Genomic DNA, 18678 nt, shown 5'->3' with positions numbered 1-18678 from the left:
CTCAGATCCAGCGACGGGCGGTTGGTCAGAACCGCCCGTTCGCACATTCTGGCAGGTTTCGAACACACAAGAGCGCGGAGCAGACGTTCAACCCACCGCGCAGGGAAGGCCGGGTCTGTCCGGCTGAACCTGTGGTTCCTGCCGCCTGCATTTTTTTCGCAGGCGGGCCACGGGCCTCAGTCGAGGTCCGGCCTTCCCTGCGCCCTCGCGCTTCCGGCGAGGGTCTCGAGCATCGCTTCGGGCGCGTGTTGCGTCGCGAGAGCGACCGCGCGTGCGCGCATGGTGGCGCTGGCATACTGGATATGCTTATCAGTTGGGGCGCCGATAGCGCTCAAGAACAACAGGCCGCCAGTCGCGACGGCTGACCCCAGGAGGACCCCAATGGCAGACACCTCACGCCGCAATCTTCTCGTTGCCGGCAGCGCCGCTGCAGCGGCCGCGATCATGACGGATACTCATCCGGCTGCGGCTCAGGCCGGACCGAAGCCGATCTTCGCCGTGCCGGCGACCACGATTCCGATCGCCGGCGAGCAGGGCGTGTTTCCGGTCCGCCGCATCTATTGCATCGGCCGCAACTACGCAGCGCATGCGATCGAGCGCGGCTCCGATCCGAACCGCGAGCCGCCGTTCTTCTTCCAGAAACCGACCGACGCGATCCAGAACGTCGCGATCGGCGAGGTCGCCGATCATCCCTATCCGTCGCTGACCAAGAACTATCATCACGAGGTCGAGCTGGTGGCGGCGCTGAAATCCGGCGGCACCAACATTCCCGCCGAGTCCGCGCTCGATCATGTCTATGGCTACGCGCTCGGCCTCGACATGACTCGCCGTGACCTGCAGAACGGCATGGCCGCCGAGAAGAAGCCATGGGAGATCGGCAAGAGCTTTGATCATGCCGCCGTGCTCGGCCCGATCCATCCGGTCTCGAAGGTCGGCCACTTCACCAAGGGCGCGATCTCGCTTGCGGTCAACGGCACGGTCCGGCAGAACTCCGATCTCAACAAGATGATCTGGAGCGTCGCCGAGCAGATCGCGAAACTGTCCGAGGCGTTCGAGCTCAAGGCCGGCGACATCATCTATTCCGGCACGCCGGAGAATGTCGGCCCCGTGGTGAAGGGCGACGTGCTGCTGTGCAAGCTCGAGGGCCTGCCGGACATGTCGATCAAGATCGTTTGAGAGAGGGGCTGGACCACACGTTTTGTGCAGCACGTTGACGCTGCCGATCGGACCGGAAGTCGCCGCCGCAATGCCGGTACGCGCCTTCTCCCCGCGCGCGGGGAGAGGCGAGCAGCGAGCGTCGCTACGCGCGCTATCCAACAAGCGCGGCAGCCGCAGCCATCCCTCCGGATGCTGCGACTGCCACCGTGGCGCTCGCGGCGCCGCGCCTCTCATCGCCTGCCGGACGGGAACCATCGTTGTTCCCCGCGCAAACAGGCGCTGCCACCCGTTCGCAAGTTTGTGGCCCGACAAAGAGCCGCCGCGCACCGCCGCCTATCGTTGCCCTGCATCAGCCGAGCGAACGAGGGCAGCCGTGGCCATCACCATCGAAATCGATCACGCCAAGACGCGGCGCATGGCGGAGGGCCAAGACCCAAGCAAGGGCCAGGGTCAGGCCCGCGGCCCGGCACGGTCGTTGCGCAGTGCTGGCGGCCCCGTGGTTCCGCAGGGCGTCAAGGGGCCAATCCGGCGGCTGAAATGGCTGATTCTCGTTCTGACGCTCGCCGTCTACTACATCACGCCGTTCGTGCGCTGGAACCGCGGGCCGAATGCGCCCGGCCAGGCCGTGCTGCTCGATTTCGCCCACGGAAAGCTCTATCTCGGCCCGGCCGAGATCTGGCCGCAGGACCTCTACCTCATCACCGCGGCGATGCTGCTGGCGACCTTGATCCTGGTTCTGGTCAATGCGCTGGCCGGCCGTCTCTGGTGCGGCTTCGCCTGTCCGCAGACGGTGTGGACCGACCTGTTCCTGCTGGTCGAGCGCCTGGTCGAGGGCGACCGGCGGCAGCGGCTGAAGAACATCGGCGCGCCGCTGACGGCGAAACGCATCGCGCAGATCGCGACCAAGCACGCACTTTGGATGGCGATCGCGCTCGGCACCGGCGGCACCCTGATCTTCTACTTCACCGACGCGCCGGAGCTGGTGCGCGATGTCATCCATGGCGAGATGTCGGCGACGGCGCTGACCTGGACGCTGGTGTTCGCGGGCACGACCTACGGCCTCGCCGGCTTCGCGCGCGAGCAGGTCTGCACCTTCATGTGTCCGTGGCCGCGGCTGCAGGGCGCGATCTGGGATCCCGAAGCCTTCACCGTCAACTACCGTGACTATCGCGGCGAGACCCGGATGTCCGCCAAGAAGGCCGCCGAGGCGAGGTCGCAGGGGCTGCCGGCCGGCGATTGCGTGGATTGCGGCGCCTGCGTCGCTGTCTGCCCGATCGGCATCGACATCCGGCAGGGTCCGAGCTTCGCCTGCATCAATTGCGGCCTCTGCGTCGACGCCTGCGACGGAGTGATGGCCAAGCTCGATCGTCCGCGCGGCCTCATCGACTACGAGAGCTGGCGCAACATCGAGCGCGGCCGCGTCGGCGAGCCGCGTGTGTCGCGGCTGGTGCGGCCGAAGACGATCGGACTCGCGCTGGCCTGCGTCGCGCTGGCCGGCGTCATCGCGGTGTCGTTCGTGACCAAGACCACGGCCGTGCTGTCGGTGCAGCACGATCGTGATCCCCTTGCCGTGCGGCTGTCGGATGGTTCGGTGCGCAACGCCTACACCGTCAAGCTGCTCAACAAGTCCTCGGCCGTGCAGAGCTTCAAGCTCGGGATCAGCGGCGTCGACGCGGCGCTCGCCATCGTCGGCCATGCGGCGGCGGATGCGATCGAGGTCGAGCCCGACGGCTCGGAAACGCTGCGGGTGACGCTGACCATGCCAGAGCCCGAGGATGCCGACGTCACCTTTGAGGCGGTCGATCCGAGCGGGCAGGTCGTGCTGACCGCGCACGACCGCTTCGTCAATCGGTAGAGGAGGCTCAGAGATACGCCTTCGGCAGCAGCATGTGGATGCCCTTGTTGCCGTCGACCAGCTGGGTGACGCGCAGATTGCCGGCCAGCGAGCACAGCATGTAGGCCTGGTTGCGCGACAAATTGGTGCGGGCGCAGACATGCTTGACCATCTCGCGCACCGCCTGCTTGGCGGCATCGTCGAGATCCTCGTCGAGGCCGATCGACATCAGGTGGGTGGCGTTCTCGGCGAACGGCCAGGTGATGTCCATGTCCTTGCGCACGGTGAGGCGGAAGCTGCCGGTGACGCCGGTCTCGAGCGCGGTGATGCAGACCTCGCCGTCGCCCTGCACGCCATGGCCGTCGCCGGCAAAGAACAGCGCACCCTCGTTGAAGACGGGCAGATACAGCGTGGTGCCGGGCCGCAGCTCCTTGTTGTCCATGTTGCCGCCAAAACTGCGCGGCACCGGCGAGCCGCACCGCCCCCAGGCCGGCGGCGGCGCAGTGGCGATGATGCCGAAGAACGGATCGAGCGCGATCTCGGTGCCCCAGGGCATGATGCAGACCTGGCGGTCGTGGTCGACCTTGGGGTGGATGGTCTCGTAGTCCGTGAACTCGTCTGGCAGGGTGCCGAGCAGCGGCAGGATCGAGACGAAGCCCCAGTCCTGGCTGACCTTGACGTTGAGGATGTCGACCTGGAGCGTGTCGCCGGGCTGCGCGCCCTTCACATAGACCGGGCCGGTGATGAAATGCGGTCCGGGCCCCTGGATCATGGTGTCGAGCGCAGTGAGGTAGTTGGCGGGAACGATCCTACGGTCCTCGGGCAAGGTCTCCTTACCGCCGGCCGGAAAGGAATGCAGCGTCACGGTGTCGCCGGAGGCGACCTCGAGCACCGGCGGCGTCGTGCTGTCGAGATAGCCCCAGACCATGCTCTCATGCGTCGCGGGAATCTCGTGGCGTTTGGACATGGCAGGGCTCCTCGGGTCTCGGTCTTTGCAGCTGATATCAAGGCAGGATGTCGCGGTCGGCAACGCCAAAAACTGTTCAGCCTTGCTCACACGACCGGCAGCGGGCGACGTGTCTGGCGACGCGCGTCAATTTTGCCAATTGGCGGCGAGGCGCCGGCGGCCCGCGATGAGCCCGCATCGCCGCGCTTGACCTCGATCGCGGTGCGCCCACGCGGAGCGCGGTTGCGGGACCCATGCGTTGCCGCACTACCAGGCTCATGGAATTCATGCGAGATTGACCGCGTTGGCCGCGTAGGGGTACCTGATCATGCGACGTTCCCTGCACACCGAGCACGAAATTCTGGTTCTGCTTGGCGAGGCGGAGTCGGGCGTTCCGATTGCCGAAATTTGCAGCACGGCCGGCGTGTCGCTGCGCACCTTCTATCGTTGGCGTCAGCGCTATGGCGGTCTCAGCAGTCCTGCTCTGCGTCATCTGAAAGAGCTGGAGATCGAGAATCAGCGGCTGCGCTCGCTGGTGACGAAGCTCGTCGAGGGGCAGCCGAATGCAAACACGGCTATCAAGGCTGCGCCGGTGCCGCAGCGCCAGGACTGCGGCAGCACGCCTCACGGCGTGGCCGGCGCGCCGGGGCAGGGACGTGGCGCCGTCATTGGCCGCTATGCCTCGGTGCGCTATGGGCGCTGACTGATCCTGCGTCTTCCGGTAGGATCATCGGCCGGATCGCTCCGGCCGATGATCTGCTGATTGCTGCAAGCTTACGTCGCGAGCTGATTGCCGATCGGCAGCGCGCGCAGGCGCTTGCCGGTGGCGGCAAAGATCGCGTTGGCGAGCGCCGGCGCGAATGGTGGCACGCCCGGTTCGCCGACGCCGCTCGGCGGCGTATCGGCATCGGCAGGGACAATGTGCACGTTGGTGACCAGCGGTGCCTCGTCGATCCGGACCACCGGATGGTCGTCGAAGTTGCGCTGCTGTACCCGGCCGTTCTTGAAGCTCACCTCGCCATATTTGGCGAGGCTCAGCCCCATGATCGCGGCACCTTCGAGCTGCGAGGCGATACGCTCGGGGTTGACGAAGGTGCCGCAGTCGATCGCGGTGTCGACCTGGTGCACCACAAGCTTGCCCTTGTCGTCGACCGACACCTCCACGATGGTGGCGATGTAGCTGACGAAGCTGCGATGCGCGGCGATGCCGAGGCCGTGGCCCTTGGGCACCGACCGGCCCCAATTGCCTTTCTCGGCGACGAACTCGACGACGCGGCGCAGCCGTCCGGTATCGATCGGGTAGCTCTCGTAGGGCTCGCCGTAGTTCCAGAGGTCCTTCACCGAGGTGAGCTTGAGCACGCGCGGGCTGCCGATCAGATCGAGCAGCGTGTCCTTCTGGTCGCGGCCGGTGGCGTGCGCGATCTCGCCGACCATCGACTGCACGGCGAAGGCGCGCGGGATGTTCGAGACCGACCGGAACCAGCCGATGCGGGTCATCGCCTTGGCGGCCGGATTCTCGCATTGGATGTTGGCGATCTCGAACGGCATGTCGACGAGGCCCATGCCGAGCTCGAACGGCGCGGCATGGTCGGCGCCGGCGGCGAAGGTCGACAGGATGGTCGGCGCGACGCTGCGGTGACGCCACGCCACCACCTTGCCGCTCTTGTCGAGGCCGGCCTCGATGCGTTCCACCGACACCGTGTGCAGGAAATCGTGATGGATGTCGTCATCACGCGTCCACTGCACCTTGACCGGCGCGCCCACCGTCTTCGACAGCAGGGCGGCCTCGAGCGCGAAGTCGCATTTGGACTTCCGCCCGAACCCGCCGCCGAGCAGGGTGACGTTGACGGTCACGTTCTCCGGCGGAATCTGCAGCGTCTTGGCGACATCCTCGTGCGTGCCGCCGGGGCTCTGCACCGGCGCCCAGATCTCGGCCTTGTCGCCCTTGACGTCGGCGACCGCGACCGGCGGCTCCATGCTGGCATGAGCGACGTGCGGCAGGTAGTACTCACCGATGACAACCTTGTCGGCCGACTTCAGCGCGGCCTCGACGTCGCCTTCCTGTCGCACGACGAGGCCCGGCTGGCGCGCGGCGGCCTCGAGCTCGGCCCGATAGGCGACAGAGTCGTAGCTCGCATTGGCGCCGTCGTCCCACTCGACCTTGAGCACGTCGCGGCCCTTGATCGCGGCACCGGTGTTGCGTGCGATCACGGCGACGCCGCCGAGCGGCTGGAACTTCGACGGCCACGGCCAGCCCTTGACCTCGATCACCTGCTCGACGCCGGGCACCTTCAGTGCCTCGGCCGGATCGAACGACTTGACCTTGCCGCCGGTCACCGGCGGCCGGGCGATGACCGCGTATTTCATGCCGGGCAGGCGGACGTCGGCGCCGTAGCGCGCCTTGCCGACGGTGATGTCGTGCAGATCGACGATGCTGACCTGCCCCTTGCCGAGATAGCGGAAATCCCCAGGCGACTTCAGCTTGATGGTGTCGACCGCAGGCACCGGCAGACCGGCGGCATCGGCTGCGAGCTCGCCGAAACCGAGGCGGCGGCCGCTGGCGCTGTGCACGACCTCATGATTGACGGCTTTCACTTCGCTCGGCGGCACGCCGAGGCGCTTGGCCGCCGCGGCTTCGAGCATCGCCCGCGCCAGTGCGCCGATCTGGCGCATCGGCAGCAGATAGTGCCGCGTGCTGCGCGAGCCGTCAGTATCCTGGTTGCCGAACTTCACCTCGTCGCCGGGGGCCTGCACGACGCGCACGCGCGACCAGTCGGCTTCCATCTCCTCCGCGACGATCAGCGGCAGGCTGGTGCGGACGCCCGTGCCCATCTCGGAGCGATGTGCAACGATGGAGACGATGCCGTCGGGCGCGATCGAAACGAAGATCTTGGGATCGACCACGGTGCCGTGCGGCATCTTGCCGGCGCCGGTCTCATAGGCGGCAAACGCCGGGCGCGACAGCAAGGGAGCCGCGAGGACGAACCCGCCGGCAAGGCCCAGCGTCTGCAGGATGGCGCGGCGCGAGACGTTCTCGACCTTGAGATGCCGCTCGAAGCCGCGGCGCGAGGAGGACTTCGCGATGTCGGGATTTGCGATGATGCTCATGATCACACCCCCGTCGAGGCCAGATGGACCGCATTCTCGATGCGCTGATAGCAACCGCAGCGGCAGATATTGCCGGACATCGCGTCCCGGATCTGGTCATGCGACGGCTTGGGATTCTGGTTGAGCAGCGCCGCCGCCTGCATGATCTGTCCGGCCTGGCAGAAGCCGCATTGCGGCACGTTGACCTGGCGCCAAGCCTTCTGCACCGGATGATCGCCGGTCGGATGCAGGCCCTCGATGGTGGTGACCTCGCGGCCCGCGACATCCGAAATCGCCGTGATGCAGGAGCGCGCGGCCTCCTTGTCGACCATCACGGTGCAGGCGCCGCACAACGCCGCGCCGCAACCATATTTCGAGCCGGTCAGGCCCAGCTCATCGCGCAGGTACCACAGCAGCGGCAGGCTCGGATCGCCATCCCAGCTCTGCTCCTGTCCGTTGATTTTCACCTTGATCATGCTCGCCCTCGTTCTGTCGGACCAATGGTCGTTGGTTCTGATCGTTGGTGGACGCGCGCGGGACCACATGTCCTGAGTACACGCGCCGGATCAATTGGGAGTTGTCGGAAAACGATTCACGATAGCAGACCGGGACAGGCATCGGTCTACACAGGCGCGTGTGTTGGCAGAGCAGGTGCACGCCGTGCGCGGCCCGCTGCAATGCAAACGCGGAACAAGGACGATGCGCCGGCGACAATGGCGGCCGCCAGATCAAAACGACGGCAAAAAAGAAACGACGGCAAAAAAGAATGCCTCGCCAGCGTGGGGCAGGCGAGGCACCAAGTCTTCAGGAAGGAACGCTTCAGTTGTACGCTTGGTAGGTTGCGGCCGTCAGGCCGCCTTTGCTTTCGCCACGTGGGTGGCAATCGCATCCATCAGGGCCGGCGACAGGCAGTCATAGGGCTCGAGCCCCAGCTCCTTCAATCGCGCCCGAATCTCGCCCATCTGTTCCGGCTTCACGCCCGACTCGATCACCGAGGAGACGAAGGCCGCAAAGCCCGGCGCGGCCGAACCCTGCTCTTGGAACAGCTCGGGGTGAATGAAGTCGAGGCCGTAGAACGGGTGACCCGTGTTCTCGATGCGGCCATACATATGCGTGCCGCAGCCGGTGCAGGCGTAGCGCTGGATGACGGCGGAGGGATCGACGATCTTGAGCTTGTCGCCGTTCTCCAGCACCGTGACGTTCTGCCGCGGCACCACTGCAACGACCGAGAAGGTCGCGCCGGAGGGCTTCCAGCATTTGGTGCAGCCGCACGCGTGGTTATGCGCGACATCGCCCTTGATGCCGACCTTGACCGGCCGGTCGTGGCATTTGCAGACCAGCGTGCCGCCGGCGAAATGGCCGCTTCCCTGTTTGACGCCGTTATCGACGGACGGATGGATGTGGACAGTCATGGCGCAATCCTCCTCAGTTTTGCGTGCTTGGGGTCAGAACACGACGACGGAACGGATCGATTTGCCCTCATGCATCAGGTCGAAGCCCTTGTTGATGTCTTCGAGCTTGAGCGTGTGGGTGATCATCGGGTCGATTTCGATCTTCCCGTTCATGTACCAGTCGACGATCTTGGGAACGTCGGTGCGCCCGCGCGCGCCGCCGAACGCCGTGCCCTTCCAGACGCGTCCGGTGACGAGTTGGAACGGGCGGGTCGCGATCTCCTTGCCGGCCTCGGCGACACCGATGATGATCGACTCGCCCCAGCCGCGATGGCAGGCTTCCAGCGCCTGGCGCATCACCGTGGTATTTCCGGTGCAGTCGAAGGTGTAGTCGGCACCGCCGTCGGTGAGCGCGACCAGGTGCTGGACGATGTCTCCCGTCACCTTCTTCGGGTTGACGAAATGGGTCATGCCGAAGCGGCGCCCCCACTCCTCCTTGCCGTCATTGAGGTCGACGCCGATGATCTTGTCGGCCCCGGCCATCCTGGCGCCCTGAATGACGTTGAGGCCGATGCCGCCAAGGCCGAACACCACGACGTTCGCGCCGGGCGTGACCTTCGCCGTGTTGACGACCGCGCCGACGCCGGTGGTGACGCCGCAGCCGATATAGCAGCTCTTGTCGAAGGGCGCGTCCTCGCGAATCTTCGCGACCGCGATCTCCGGCAGCACGGTGAAGTTGGAGAAGGTCGAGCAGCCCATGTAGTGATAGATGGCCTGGCCCTTGTAGCTGAAGCGCGACGTGCCGTCGGGCATCAGGCCCTTGCCCTGCGTGGCGCGGATCGCGGTGCAGAGATTGGTCTTGCGGCTGAGGCAGCTCTTGCACTGGCGGCATTCCGGTGTGTAGAGCGGAATGACGTGGTCGCCGGGCTTGACCGAGGTCACGCCAGGGCCGACTTCGCGCACGATGCCGGCGCCCTCATGGCCGAGGATCGAGGGGAAGATGCCCTCGCTGTCGAGACCGTCGAGCGTATAGGCATCGGTGTGGCAGATGCCGGTAGCCTTGATCTCGACCAGCACCTCGCCGGCCTTCGGCCCTTCGAGGTCAACCTCGACGATCTCCAGCGGCTTCTTGGCTTCGAAAGCGACCGCGGCGCGCGTCTTCATGTCTCAAACTCCTGTTTCAGTCTGTCAGGCCCGCGACCCTGTCCAGGGAAACTGTCCAGGCGCGGTCCTCGTCGTCAGTCATTTCTTGCCCATGCAGGAGTTCTCCGCTTCCGTATAGGCTGGCGGCTTGTCCTCATGCTTGGCGGGGCGAACGCGGCCCACCGCATCATCGCCGCGGGCGCGCAGGTAGACGTAGAGATCGTCCATGTAGCAGGCCACGTTCGGATTGTCGCCGAAGGCCGGCATGACGTTCTCCTGGGACGTGCTGACATTCTTGCGGCCGCTGGCGATGGTCCCGATGAAGTCGCCGTAGCTCATGTTCTTGACCGAGTCCTTGAGCGCCGGCGCGTAAGTCGATCCCATGCCGTCGGGGCCATGGCAGACGTGGCATTCGGAATGATAGCGGCGGTATCCGGAGTAGGTGTACCAGTCGACCGTTCCGTCGGCGGCCACCTTGTAGGTCGGAATGCCATCCTTATCGAAGTACTTCCCGTCCTCGGATTTGACGGCCTTGGCATCGCCGGGACCTTCGGCCCAGGCATTTTCGGCGACAGTCATCCCGCCGGTTGCCAGGCTCAGAGCCGTGGCGACCGCAAACCAGATTCTACGCAAGGGCGTTTTCCCATAATTTTTTGGAACAGGCGAACCGGCGCATGGACGAGATCCATGCGCCGGAGGCAGGTACCTGGCTTACTGCGGCAGTGAGAACACGGTGAGCGCACCACCGAGAGCGGTGTAGTTGCTCAGCGCGGCGTAGCCGCCGACGGCACCAAGGCCGGCGGTCGGATCGGTCAGACCCGCCGCGAGACCAATGCCGGCCCAGCCACCGACACCCGAGAGCACGGCGACGTACTGCTTGCCGTTGGACTCGTAGGTCGTGACGTTGCCGATGATGCCGGACGGGGTCTTGAACTTGTAGAGCTCCTTGCCCGTCTTGGCATCGACCGCCTTGAGGTAGCCTTCGAGCGTTCCGTAGAACACCACGCCGCCGGCCGTCGCGAGCGCACCGGACCACACCGAGAACGGCTCCTTGTTCGACCAGGCGATCTTGCCGGTCTTGCCGTCCCAGGCGATGAAGTTGCCCATATGGGTGTCACCCGCCGGCGGATACATCGACAGGGTCGCGCCGACATAGGGTTGACCTGCGGTGTAGCTCACCTTGAAGGGCTCGTAGTCCATGCAGACATGGTTGGTCGGCACGTAGAACAACTGCGTGTCCGGCGAGTAGGCGGCAGGCTGTTCGTCCTTGGTGCCGAGCGCCGCCGGGCAGATGCCCTTGGTGTTGACGTCCTCACCCTGCTTGTCGGTCGAGTATTGATCGACAACCTTCGGACGGCCGTAGGTCGCAGAGTTCTTGTCCATGTCGACGCCGGTGGTCCAGTTCACCTTCGGGTCGTACTTCTCGGCAACCAGCAGCTCGCCGGTGGCACGATCAAGCGTGTAGCCGAGGCCGTTACGATCGAAGTGCGTGAGCAGCTTGCGCGGCTGGCCGTTGATGGACTGGTCGGACAGGATCATCTCGTTGACGCCGTCATAGTCCCACTCGTCGTGGGGCGTCATCTGATAGACCCACTTCGCGACGCCGGTGTCGGCATGGCGGGCGAAGATCGTCATCGACCACTTGTTGTCGCCGGGACGCTGCTTCGGATTCCAGGTCGAGGGATTGCCCGACCCGTAATAGACCATGTCGAGCTGCGGGTCGTAGGAAATCCAGCCCCAGGTGCAGCCGCCGCCGGTCTTCCACTGATCGCCTTGCCAGGTTTTCAAGCTCGAGTCCTTGCCGACCGGCTTGCCGAGCGCGGTGGTGTTGGCGTCGAACAGGATCTGGTCATCCGGACCTTCGGAGTATGCCTTCCAGACCTGCTTGCCGCTCTTGATGTCGTAAGCGGTCATGCTGCACTGGACGCCGAACTCGCCGCCGGACGTGCCGACCAGCACCTTGTCCTTCACTACGAGCGGAGCCGAGGTTCCGGTCTGTCCCTTGGTCGGATCGCCATTGACGGCGGTCCAGACGTGCTGGCCGGTCTTGGCGTCGATCGCCACCAGCTTGTCGTCGGCCTGATGCAGGAAGATCTTGCCGTCACCATAGGCGACGCCGCGGTTGACAGTGTCGCAGCACATCACCGGAATGACGTTCGGATCCTGCTTGGGCTCGTACTTCCAGACGATCTTGTTGTCCTGCGCGAGATCGAGCGCATAGACCTTGTTCGGGAACGGCGTGTGCACATACATCATGTTGCCGATGATGAGCGGTCCGCCTTCGTGGCCGCGCAGCACGCCGGTGGAGAAGGTCCACGCGACCTGCAGCTTGCCGACATTCTGGGCGTTGATCTGGTTGAGCTTGGAGTAACGCGTATTGGCGTAGTCTCCCGCCGGCATCACCCAGTCCTTCGGGTTGGCCGACATCTTGGCCAGCTCATCGCTGGCCCATGCGCCACCCGCGGCAAGCGCCGCGACTGACGTCAGACATGTTGCGAGTAGCACTCTTCGCATCGTCTTTCCTCCCGGGTTCAACTGAGGTTCCGCAGCACGCGGCCCAGTATTCGTTTTCGGCATCATTGAATATCCACTTCCCAACCGGGAAACTTGCCCAAAAGAGAAAAGAGCTTGCTCAAGAGTGAAGCGAATAGAAGTTTTTGAAGGAGATTTTGCTTTGCTGGTCCGCAACATGAGCGCCATTCTTGCTGCGCAGCATCAATTTGCGACACCATGGTTCCACCGAAGGTTGACGTTTCCCTTGACCTTACAGAGACGAAGGCGGAGGATCACGCGGGGCGCGTTATGGAACGAAGTGCGCCGCGAAAGCCGCGGCCTTAAAATGGGAGCAATCTTGCTGCAGTCTCGTTCGCCGTCCTGCGGCGGACCCGTTGCGTTTCGATCATGAATCGGTGGATGAAACATGTCCGACACGATCCGCTCGCTTAATACTTCGGGATTCTCACCGAAGAGCCAGATCCAGCGTTGGTCAGATGCACTGACCGACCTGTGCGGACGTTTCGATGTCGATCCGCTGGAGGGGGCCTCATTCGAGGGGCGCATCAATTTCACGACGGTGTCGCGCCTGAAGCTCTGCCAGATCGAGGCCAGCCAGCATCGCATTGCGCATACCTATGCGCGTGCGCAAAAGGCGGCACATCCTTACATCAAGATCTTGTTTCAGACCTATGGAACGTCCTATTTCGAGCAGGATGGCCGCCAGATCGAGATCGGCCCGGGCGATTGCCTCGCCTATGACGTCTCGTCACCGCACACGATCATCAGCCCCGCGCTGACCCGCCATGACGTCGTGATCGTGCCGAAGGAGCTACTGCAGGAGCGCGGCTTCCGGTCGGAAAAGATGCCCGCCTACAAGCTGTCGGCGCGGAGCGGGACAGGCCGGATTGCGCATGACGTCACCCATGCCGCGTTCGACGAGGCGACCCGGCTGTCGCCCAACTCGGCGGTCAGCGTCGCCGAATCGCTGATCGATCTGTTGCTCCTGCCGCTGCGTGAGGCCGATCGCATGCTGGACCGCGCGGGACCCGAGGCGGTCTATATCCGCGCTCAAGCCTTCATCCGCGAGCATCTGCGCGATCCAGATCTTTGCATCGATCAGATTTCGGCGGCGCTCGGGTGCACCAAGCGCTACCTTCACATGGTGTTCAGCGATCGCGGCATGACGGTCAGCGACTACATCTGGCGGGCTCGGCTTCAGCATTGCCGGCAGGAGCTGGAGACGCAGAGCGGCAAGACCATCACCGATGTCGCGTTCTCGTGGGGCTTTTCGAGCTCGTCGCACTTCAGCCGCGTCTTCCGCAAATATTTCGGCGTCGTGCCGTCGTCGGTTCACAAGACGGCGGCGCGCTGAGCGCTCCTGCAGCGGCCGCGCTAGCGTGTGCCGCTCCGGATGATCCTCTGGAACGCGTCGCCCAGAATCACCGGCTGACGCGGCGGAAGGTAGGTCAGTCCGGCGGATCGGCCGAGAGTCGCAAGAGTCCCTGAGGCCTCGAGCTCCGTCAAGGCCTTGTCGACCGATGCGATGAGCTCGGCAGAGCTGGCCAGCCCGACATAACCTCGATTTGCACCGATCGGATAGCTGTACCCCGACGCGCTCAGCTTGGTGTCGGGATGAGCGGCCCGATACGCATCGAAACGTCTGCCATCGAGCAGGGTCGCGTCGAACTTGCCCTGTTCGAGCGCCCCGAGCAGATCATCCCGCGCCGGAATCAAATGCGTGATGTCGTCGATCAGCCGCCCCTTGTCGAACGTCATCAGGATTGCATCTGCCAACGTGCCGCTCTCGATTGCCAGCCGCAGCCCGGCCAGATCGCCGATGTCGGTAATCGGGCGCTGTTTCGCGGAAGGTCCGAGAACGACGGTCAGGGTCGAAAACATGTAGGGCTTGCTCGGCGTCAGCGTGCCGAGGGCAACACGGCGGCGGCGGTCGTCGCGCGTGGCGCCATCGAAGTCCGGCAGCTTGGCCGTCTTGACGCCAGGCGCGACCAGTCCGTCCTGGGTGAACGCGTAGCTGCCGAGCAGCGAGCAGCGTCCGTCCGATAGCAGCGCATTCGCCTCCAGCGCCGGACTGGAATCTTCGTCCAATTTGCTTTCGTACCACTGGATCTCGAGCTTCCTGCCAAGGCGGTCGGCGATCGCCTGACCCAGCAGGACATCGAAGCCGCCGCCGGGCTTGCCGCGATGATGGACCGAGAGCGGCGGAAGATTTTCGTCGAGACAGATGCGCAGCACGTCGTCAGCGGCTAAGGCCGCCGACGAGATTGCCGACATTATCAAGGCAGCCAGCCAACAGCAGAGATGACGCATCACTGCGCTCTCCGGCTCGAGACGTAGGCCCACAGTGCGGTGATCTCGTCATCGCTGAGAATGTCGCCCCAGGGCGGCATACGGCCGTTCTTGCCCTGCTTCACCGTGGTGACGAAACGAGGCTGATCATCGGGAAACCGGCGCAGGTCTGGCGTTATAGTCCCGGAGTTCACCATGTTGGGCCCGTGGCAGTGCGAGCATTTCTGGGCGAACGTCGTCTTGCCGAGGTCCACCTGGCTGTGTGCCGCGCTGTCATCTTGTTGTTGGGCGAGGGCGGCTGTCGACAGGACGGCCAACGTCGCCACGACGGCGGCGAAGGCCGCCGCCGCTTTCATGAACGTATTCTGTCTCACGGGCGATCCGCACTCAATTCTTGACCGCGAAGACCCACAACGAGCCGCCTGCCGGAACGTTGGCGAGGCGCTCGTCACCGGAGAACAGCGAGTAGACGCCGCCGTAGCCGGAGGTGACAGCGACATACTGGACGCCATCCTGCTGCCAGGTGACGGGCTGGCCCTCGATGCCGGAGCCGGTCTGGAACTGCCACAGCTTCTTGCCGCTGTCGGCGTCGAAAGCCTCGAACTCGCCAGTCAGCTTGCCCGAAAACACCACGCCGCCTGCCGTGGACAGCACGCCGGAGAAGCGCGGGATGTCGCTCGGCTGCTCCCACTTGGTCTTGCCGGTCATCGGATCGATGGCCTTGAGCTGACCACGCGGCCCTTCCGGCCAATCCCACAGATCCGTCAGATCCATGCCGAGGTACCACTCGCCGGCCTTGTAGGTCGCAGGCTCGGTCTTGTAGTGGCCGCCGAATACGAGCGTGTTGGCGTAGGCCAATCCGGTTTGCGGATTGAACGACATCGGCTCCCAGTTCTTGCCGCCGAGAATCGACGGATAGACCGTGACCTTCTTGCCCTCGCGCGCATCACGCGTGACATCGGTCTCGACCGGCTTGCCCGTCTTCAGGTCGATGCTGGAGGCCCAGTTCACCTTCACATAGGGGTTGGCCGCGAGCAGCTTCCCATTGGTGCGATCGAGCACATAGAAGAAGCCATTGCGGTTGGCGTTCATCAGCACCTTGGTCTGCTTGCCCTCGACGTTCATGTCGGCGAGCACCATCTCCGCGACCGCGTCGTAGTCGAACGGATTGTTCGGCGAGAACTGGAAGTGCCACTTCATCTTGCCGGTCTTCGGATCGAGCGCGAGCACCGAGCAGGTGTAGAGGTTGTCGCCCGGGCGCACCGCCGCGTTGAACGGTCCGGGATTGCCGACGCCCCAGAACACGGTGTTCTGCTCGGGATCGTACGATCCTGTGATCCAGGTCGAGCCGCCGCCGAGCTTCCAGGTGTCGCCCTTCCACGTGTCGCCGCCGGGTTCATCCGGGGTTGGCACCGTGTGCGTGCGCCACAAATGCTTGCCGGTCGCCGGGTCCCAGCCATCGATGAAGCCGCGTGTGCCGAACTCGGCGCCGGAGATGCCGGTCAGCACGACGCCGTCGGCGACCAGCGGCGCCACCGTCATCGAGTAGCCTTCCTTGATGTCGGCAGCCTTCTGGCGCCACAGCTCCTTGCCGGTCTTGGCATCGAGCGCAATGACGTTGGCATCGAGCGTCGTGCGGAACAGCTTGCCGTCGTACAGCGCGGCGCCGCGATTGATGATGCCGCAGCAGACCACGCGCGGCGTCTCGGCAGGATAGTCGATCTTGCTTTTCCAGATCTGCTTGCCGGTCTTGGCGTCGACGGCCATCGTCGCATTGTGGGTCGTGACGTAGAGCACGCCCTGGTAAACCAGCGGCTGCGACTCCTCGCTGCGGTCATCGGCGAAACTGTAGTTCCAGACCGGAACCAGGTTCTTGGCGTTGTCCTTGTTGATCTGGTTGAGCGGGCTGAACCGCTGCAGATTGTAGCCCATGCCGTAGTTGAGAACGTTCGCCGTATCAGTTGCACCCTTGACCAACTGATCGGCGCTCTGCGCGCTTGCACCATGTGATGCAAAAATGGCGAGGCCTGCGGCCAGCGCGATCCGCTTCATTCATTTCCTCCGAGATTTTTATGCGCGCCTATCCTGACGCTGCGGGAGCAACACTCCGCTCGAAATCGGGAACCGTCAATACGAAAAGCTGGCAACCGCCCTCGGCGCATCGGGAAGCCGTCCTCGTTCGATTCGGGCATAGCGCCAAGCCGTAGCGCCGCTCATTGATCGGGATCGGCAAAATGGCACCGCCGTCATGCTGCATTGCGGCACGAACATTGCTTCACTGCATCATGCCGGGATAACAGAGGAGTAGGCGGATGAGACGAACCATCCTTTGGCTCGGCATGCTTTGTTGCCTTTGGGTGAGTGCGAGTGCGCGTGATCTCGGTCAGTGGGGAGCGGTCGATCCGGCGTTGCGCCAATGGTACGAGGCGCTGATGCAGCCTGACGTGCCGACGGCATCGTGCTGCGGCGAGGCCGACGCCTACTTTGCCGATGAGATCCATGTTCGCGACGGCAAGACCTATGCGATCATCACCGACGACCGTCCCGATGAGCCGCGTGGCCGTCCGCATGTCGATGTCGGCACGGAAATCGAGGTCCCGGATCACAAGCTGAAGTGGGATAAGGGAAATCCGACGGGGCACGGCATCATTTTCCTGAGCCGCAATCGGTATGTGTTCTGCTATGTGCAGCCGGGCGGTGCGTGAGCGGATGCTGCGGGCGCTCGTCCTCGGCGGATGATGCCTGCGTCGAGCAGCCGGAGACGGGTGGGCGGCGATTGCGGCGGAACGTTGTCGGGTCAACTACGCGACATCTGCATAGGGATCCGGCGGCGACGGTCGAGCCTTGCGTTCTTCCGAACGCGATCCTAGCTTCGGCCTTGGCGCGAGCAATGCGCCAGTCAATGATAGTCGAACTTGGGAGCTTGAAATGGCCTGGAAGACACCGAAGATCGTCGAAGTGCCGGTTGGCATGGAAATCAACATGTACGCCTGTGCGGCGCGCAAGTAACGCGTAGCGATCTGCCAAGCCACGAGGTGCGCCATTCGCTTCTGACTGGCTTGGCGGATCCATTCGATGGACGATCCGCGAGATCGTCCCGGCGACCGGCCTGTCGGCCGATCGGATATGACGGGCACGCCGCCGAACGTTGGTGACGGCCTGAGGACCGTCCAAGGGTCAGACGTCCTGCGTGTCGAAGATATACAGATCGACGCCGCCATCGGCGAAGTTGGGCAGATCGCCCGCCGCCGCCTTGCCTTCGGCAGAGCTCATCCCTGCCTGCAGTGCCGACATCGAATCGAATACCAGGGTGGCGACGAGGTGGAGGTTGGTGGGCCCCCCCGGCCCATTCACCGGACCGCGGCTGATATCGTAGCTCTTCAGACCGGGAATCTTCTTCGCCAGCGGCACATGGACGTTCATATAGTGTTTGTCGAACGCCTCGGCGCTCTTGGGGGTCTTGTAGAGTACGAGAACCTTGGGCATCTGCTTCCTCCGCATTCGCTCTTTTTGAGGTCGATCGACCGATTCCATTGCAGCCGATCTGCCGGTTCGGATCAAGCGTCAGGGCGGCTTCGCCCAGGGATCGTCGCTCCAGCCTCGGTTCCGCTGCATAATTTGTTGCGGGCGGAGAAACTGATGCAGCCGGATGTCGTAGTTTCAGATAAGCTGTTTCAGGCTTATCGAAGGACAACGAGCCATGAGCTCCATCGATCTCGTCATCACCGTCTGCGCAGTCCTGTCTCCGGCCACCTGCGAGGAGCAGCATCTCGTTTTCGCCGATGGCGGCGCCTCGCTGCAGCAATGCGCGATGAAGGCGCCGCCCTACATCGCCCAGTGGATCGGCGAGCACCCGAAATGGACTGCAGTGCGATGGCGCTGCGAATATCCGCACAGCAACGACAAGGCCTGAGGCCGGCTTTGCCGCAGGCGTGTCAGCCGCCTATTTCGTGCATTCCTTGAGGTCCTTGTCCGCCACCGAGACCACGGCGTCGGCCGTGATGTCGAGGTCGCGAACGACGCATTGGCGCTCGCCGGCATAGCTCACCTTGGCGTCGTAGCGCCCAGGCTCGACTCCGGTCAGCTTCAGCCGTTCGTCGTGATCGAGCTCCTTGTCCTTGTCGTTCAGCGTCTGATTCGGTCCCCAGTTGTTCTGGCCGGCCGGAGAGAGCTGAAAGCCGGTCATCGTTGCGGTGGTCAGATTCCAGAGCCGGATGCCCTTGCTTTGTGCGGCGGTCGCGAGCGGGATGCCGAACAGAATGATCGCCGTCACGGCGAATGCGCGTCTCATGGCGTTTTCCCTGGAGTCCGATGTC

Annotated in this window: 19 protein-coding genes; 7 read left to right on the top strand and 12 right to left on the bottom strand. The window is 64.2% G+C overall.

Annotated elements, in window-relative coordinates; genetic code table 11:
- The first annotated feature begins 381 nt into the window (after positions 1 to 381).
- Both ACQR1X_RS31720 and ccoG read left to right on the top strand, forming a co-directional pair.
- A complete protein-coding gene (locus ACQR1X_RS31720; protein ID WP_434900289.1) occupies positions 382 to 1176 on the top strand; it encodes a fumarylacetoacetate hydrolase family protein in 795 nt (264 codons plus the stop codon).
- Positions 1177 to 1531: 355 nt separating this feature from the next.
- On the top strand, positions 1532 to 3013 hold the full coding sequence (ccoG, locus tag ACQR1X_RS31715) for a cytochrome c oxidase accessory protein CcoG (RefSeq protein WP_434900288.1): 1482 nt from the start codon (positions 1532 to 1534) through the stop codon (positions 3011 to 3013).
- Between the two features lie 7 nt (positions 3014 to 3020).
- Here the strand turns inward: ccoG and ACQR1X_RS31710 are convergent, their stop codons facing one another.
- Positions 3021 to 3959 carry an acetamidase/formamidase family protein gene (locus ACQR1X_RS31710; RefSeq protein WP_315803735.1) on the bottom strand — a complete coding sequence of 313 codons (939 nt, stop codon included), beginning with the start codon at positions 3957 to 3959 and terminating at the stop codon, positions 3021 to 3023.
- 307 nt (positions 3960 to 4266) lie between these two features.
- Here ACQR1X_RS31710 and ACQR1X_RS31705 point away from each other — a divergent pair, with 307 nt between their 5' ends.
- Entirely contained in the window at positions 4267 to 4641 is a 375-nt protein-coding gene (locus ACQR1X_RS31705; RefSeq protein ID WP_316179899.1) for a transposase, read from the top strand.
- 71 nt (positions 4642 to 4712) lie between these two features.
- Here the strand turns inward: ACQR1X_RS31705 and ACQR1X_RS31700 are convergent, their stop codons facing one another.
- The 6 genes from ACQR1X_RS31700 to xoxF5 all read right to left on the bottom strand — a co-directional run bounded on the left by ACQR1X_RS31700 (position 4713) and on the right by xoxF5 (position 12073).
- Positions 4713 to 7046 carry a molybdopterin cofactor-binding domain-containing protein gene (locus ACQR1X_RS31700; protein ID WP_434900287.1) on the bottom strand — a complete coding sequence of 778 codons (2334 nt, stop codon included), beginning with the start codon at positions 7044 to 7046 and terminating at the stop codon, positions 4713 to 4715.
- 2 nt (positions 7047 to 7048) lie between these two features.
- Positions 7049 to 7501 (bottom strand): (2Fe-2S)-binding protein, encoded by a 453-nt coding sequence (locus ACQR1X_RS31695; protein WP_316179901.1) that lies wholly within the window; start codon positions 7499 to 7501, stop codon positions 7049 to 7051.
- Positions 7502 to 7873: 372 nt separating this feature from the next.
- A complete protein-coding gene (gene gfa, locus ACQR1X_RS31690) occupies positions 7874 to 8437 on the bottom strand; it encodes an S-(hydroxymethyl)glutathione synthase (protein ID WP_315713222.1) in 564 nt (187 codons plus the stop codon).
- Between the two features lie 33 nt (positions 8438 to 8470).
- Positions 8471 to 9580, bottom strand: a complete 1110-nt coding sequence (locus tag ACQR1X_RS31685; RefSeq protein WP_434848496.1) for an S-(hydroxymethyl)glutathione dehydrogenase/class III alcohol dehydrogenase — start codon at positions 9578 to 9580, stop codon at positions 8471 to 8473.
- A gap of 78 nt (positions 9581 to 9658) precedes the next feature.
- Complete coding sequence (locus ACQR1X_RS31680; protein ID WP_316179903.1) at positions 9659 to 10138, bottom strand: c-type cytochrome, methanol metabolism-related; 480 nt, start codon at positions 10136 to 10138, stop codon at positions 9659 to 9661.
- A 132-nt stretch (positions 10139 to 10270) separates the two neighbouring features.
- Positions 10271 to 12073, bottom strand: coding sequence for a lanthanide-dependent methanol dehydrogenase XoxF5 (gene xoxF5, locus ACQR1X_RS31675; RefSeq protein ID WP_315803729.1), 1803 nt, complete (start codon positions 12071 to 12073; stop codon positions 10271 to 10273).
- 406 nt (positions 12074 to 12479) lie between these two features.
- Here xoxF5 and ACQR1X_RS31670 point away from each other — a divergent pair, with 406 nt between their 5' ends.
- Positions 12480 to 13427, top strand: a complete 948-nt coding sequence (locus ACQR1X_RS31670; protein WP_315803728.1) for a helix-turn-helix domain-containing protein — start codon at positions 12480 to 12482, stop codon at positions 13425 to 13427.
- A gap of 20 nt (positions 13428 to 13447) precedes the next feature.
- On the opposite strand, the gene ACQR1X_RS31665 is transcribed toward ACQR1X_RS31670, so the two are convergent.
- From ACQR1X_RS31665 to ACQR1X_RS31655, 3 genes are read right to left on the bottom strand one after another with little or no spacing between them, the layout of a single operon-like run.
- Positions 13448 to 14383 (bottom strand): substrate-binding periplasmic protein, encoded by a 936-nt coding sequence (locus tag ACQR1X_RS31665; RefSeq protein WP_434900286.1) that lies wholly within the window; start codon positions 14381 to 14383, stop codon positions 13448 to 13450.
- The gene (locus ACQR1X_RS31660) at positions 14383 to 14718 is read right to left on the bottom strand and encodes a c-type cytochrome (protein ID WP_315803726.1); all 336 of its coding nucleotides are present in this window, start codon (positions 14716 to 14718) and stop codon (positions 14383 to 14385) included. The genes ACQR1X_RS31665 and ACQR1X_RS31660 overlap by 1 nt, the downstream gene beginning before the upstream one ends.
- A gap of 31 nt (positions 14719 to 14749) precedes the next feature.
- On the bottom strand, positions 14750 to 16414 hold the full coding sequence (locus ACQR1X_RS31655; RefSeq protein ID WP_315803725.1) for a methanol/ethanol family PQQ-dependent dehydrogenase: 1665 nt from the start codon (positions 16412 to 16414) through the stop codon (positions 14750 to 14752).
- A gap of 260 nt (positions 16415 to 16674) precedes the next feature.
- On the opposite strand from ACQR1X_RS31655, the gene ACQR1X_RS31650 reads away from it, so the two are divergent.
- Complete coding sequence (locus ACQR1X_RS31650) at positions 16675 to 17067, top strand: hypothetical protein (RefSeq protein WP_315803724.1); 393 nt, start codon at positions 16675 to 16677, stop codon at positions 17065 to 17067.
- Positions 17068 to 17290: 223 nt separating this feature from the next.
- On the top strand, positions 17291 to 17371 hold the full coding sequence (gene pqqA / locus ACQR1X_RS31645; RefSeq protein WP_009031067.1) for a pyrroloquinoline quinone precursor peptide PqqA: 81 nt from the start codon (positions 17291 to 17293) through the stop codon (positions 17369 to 17371).
- A gap of 168 nt (positions 17372 to 17539) precedes the next feature.
- Here the strand turns inward: pqqA and ACQR1X_RS31640 are convergent, their stop codons facing one another.
- On the bottom strand, positions 17540 to 17848 hold the full coding sequence (locus ACQR1X_RS31640; RefSeq protein WP_315803723.1) for an EthD family reductase: 309 nt from the start codon (positions 17846 to 17848) through the stop codon (positions 17540 to 17542).
- 214 nt (positions 17849 to 18062) lie between these two features.
- Between ACQR1X_RS31640 and ACQR1X_RS31635 the strand changes: the two genes are divergently transcribed.
- Positions 18063 to 18275, top strand: coding sequence for a hypothetical protein (locus tag ACQR1X_RS31635; protein ID WP_315713207.1), 213 nt, complete (start codon positions 18063 to 18065; stop codon positions 18273 to 18275).
- Positions 18276 to 18305: 30 nt separating this feature from the next.
- Here the strand turns inward: ACQR1X_RS31635 and ACQR1X_RS31630 are convergent, their stop codons facing one another.
- Positions 18306 to 18653: a hypothetical protein gene (locus ACQR1X_RS31630; protein WP_316179906.1), complete on the bottom strand. Its 348-nt coding sequence runs from the start codon at positions 18651 to 18653 to the stop codon at positions 18306 to 18308.
- Between the last annotated feature and the right edge of the window lie 25 nt (positions 18654 to 18678).

This window comes from Bradyrhizobium sp. HKCCYLRH3073 (genome assembly GCF_051167995.1).
In the GTDB taxonomy this organism is placed as follows: Bacteria; Pseudomonadota; Alphaproteobacteria; order Rhizobiales; family Xanthobacteraceae; genus Bradyrhizobium.
The sequence above is the reverse complement of the archived record's forward strand: the minus strand, read 5'-3'. Positions and strand labels throughout refer to the sequence as shown.

Coding starts and splice junctions, on each gene's coding strand:
- ACQR1X_RS31720 (WP_434900289.1), top strand. CDS start 382: ATGGCAGACACCTCACGCCGCAATCTTCTCGTTGCCGGCAGCGCCGCT.
- ACQR1X_RS31710 (WP_315803735.1), bottom strand. CDS start 3,959: ATGTCCAAACGCCACGAGATTCCCGCGACGCATGAGAGCATGGTCTGG.
- ACQR1X_RS31705 (WP_316179899.1), top strand. CDS start 4,267: ATGCGACGTTCCCTGCACACCGAGCACGAAATTCTGGTTCTGCTTGGC.
- ACQR1X_RS31700 (WP_434900287.1), bottom strand. CDS start 7,046: ATGAGCATCATCGCAAATCCCGACATCGCGAAGTCCTCCTCGCGCCGC.
- ACQR1X_RS31695 (WP_316179901.1), bottom strand. CDS start 7,501: ATGATCAAGGTGAAAATCAACGGACAGGAGCAGAGCTGGGATGGCGAT.
- gfa (WP_315713222.1), bottom strand. CDS start 8,437: ATGACTGTCCACATCCATCCGTCCGTCGATAACGGCGTCAAACAGGGA.
- ACQR1X_RS31685 (WP_434848496.1), bottom strand. CDS start 9,580: ATGAAGACGCGCGCCGCGGTCGCTTTCGAAGCCAAGAAGCCGCTGGAG.
- ACQR1X_RS31680 (WP_316179903.1), bottom strand. CDS start 10,138: ATGACTGTCGCCGAAAATGCCTGGGCCGAAGGTCCCGGCGATGCCAAG.
- xoxF5 (WP_315803729.1), bottom strand. CDS start 12,073: ATGCGAAGAGTGCTACTCGCAACATGTCTGACGTCAGTCGCGGCGCTT.
- ACQR1X_RS31670 (WP_315803728.1), top strand. CDS start 12,480: ATGTCCGACACGATCCGCTCGCTTAATACTTCGGGATTCTCACCGAAG.
- ACQR1X_RS31665 (WP_434900286.1), bottom strand. CDS start 14,383: ATGCGTCATCTCTGCTGTTGGCTGGCTGCCTTGATAATGTCGGCAATC.
- ACQR1X_RS31660 (WP_315803726.1), bottom strand. CDS start 14,718: ATGAAAGCGGCGGCGGCCTTCGCCGCCGTCGTGGCGACGTTGGCCGTC.
- ACQR1X_RS31655 (WP_315803725.1), bottom strand. CDS start 16,414: ATGAAGCGGATCGCGCTGGCCGCAGGCCTCGCCATTTTTGCATCACAT.
- ACQR1X_RS31650 (WP_315803724.1), top strand. CDS start 16,675: ATGAGACGAACCATCCTTTGGCTCGGCATGCTTTGTTGCCTTTGGGTG.
- pqqA (WP_009031067.1), top strand. CDS start 17,291: ATGGCCTGGAAGACACCGAAGATCGTCGAAGTGCCGGTTGGCATGGAA.
- ACQR1X_RS31640 (WP_315803723.1), bottom strand. CDS start 17,848: ATGCCCAAGGTTCTCGTACTCTACAAGACCCCCAAGAGCGCCGAGGCG.
- ACQR1X_RS31635 (WP_315713207.1), top strand. CDS start 18,063: ATGAGCTCCATCGATCTCGTCATCACCGTCTGCGCAGTCCTGTCTCCG.
- ACQR1X_RS31630 (WP_316179906.1), bottom strand. CDS start 18,653: ATGAGACGCGCATTCGCCGTGACGGCGATCATTCTGTTCGGCATCCCG.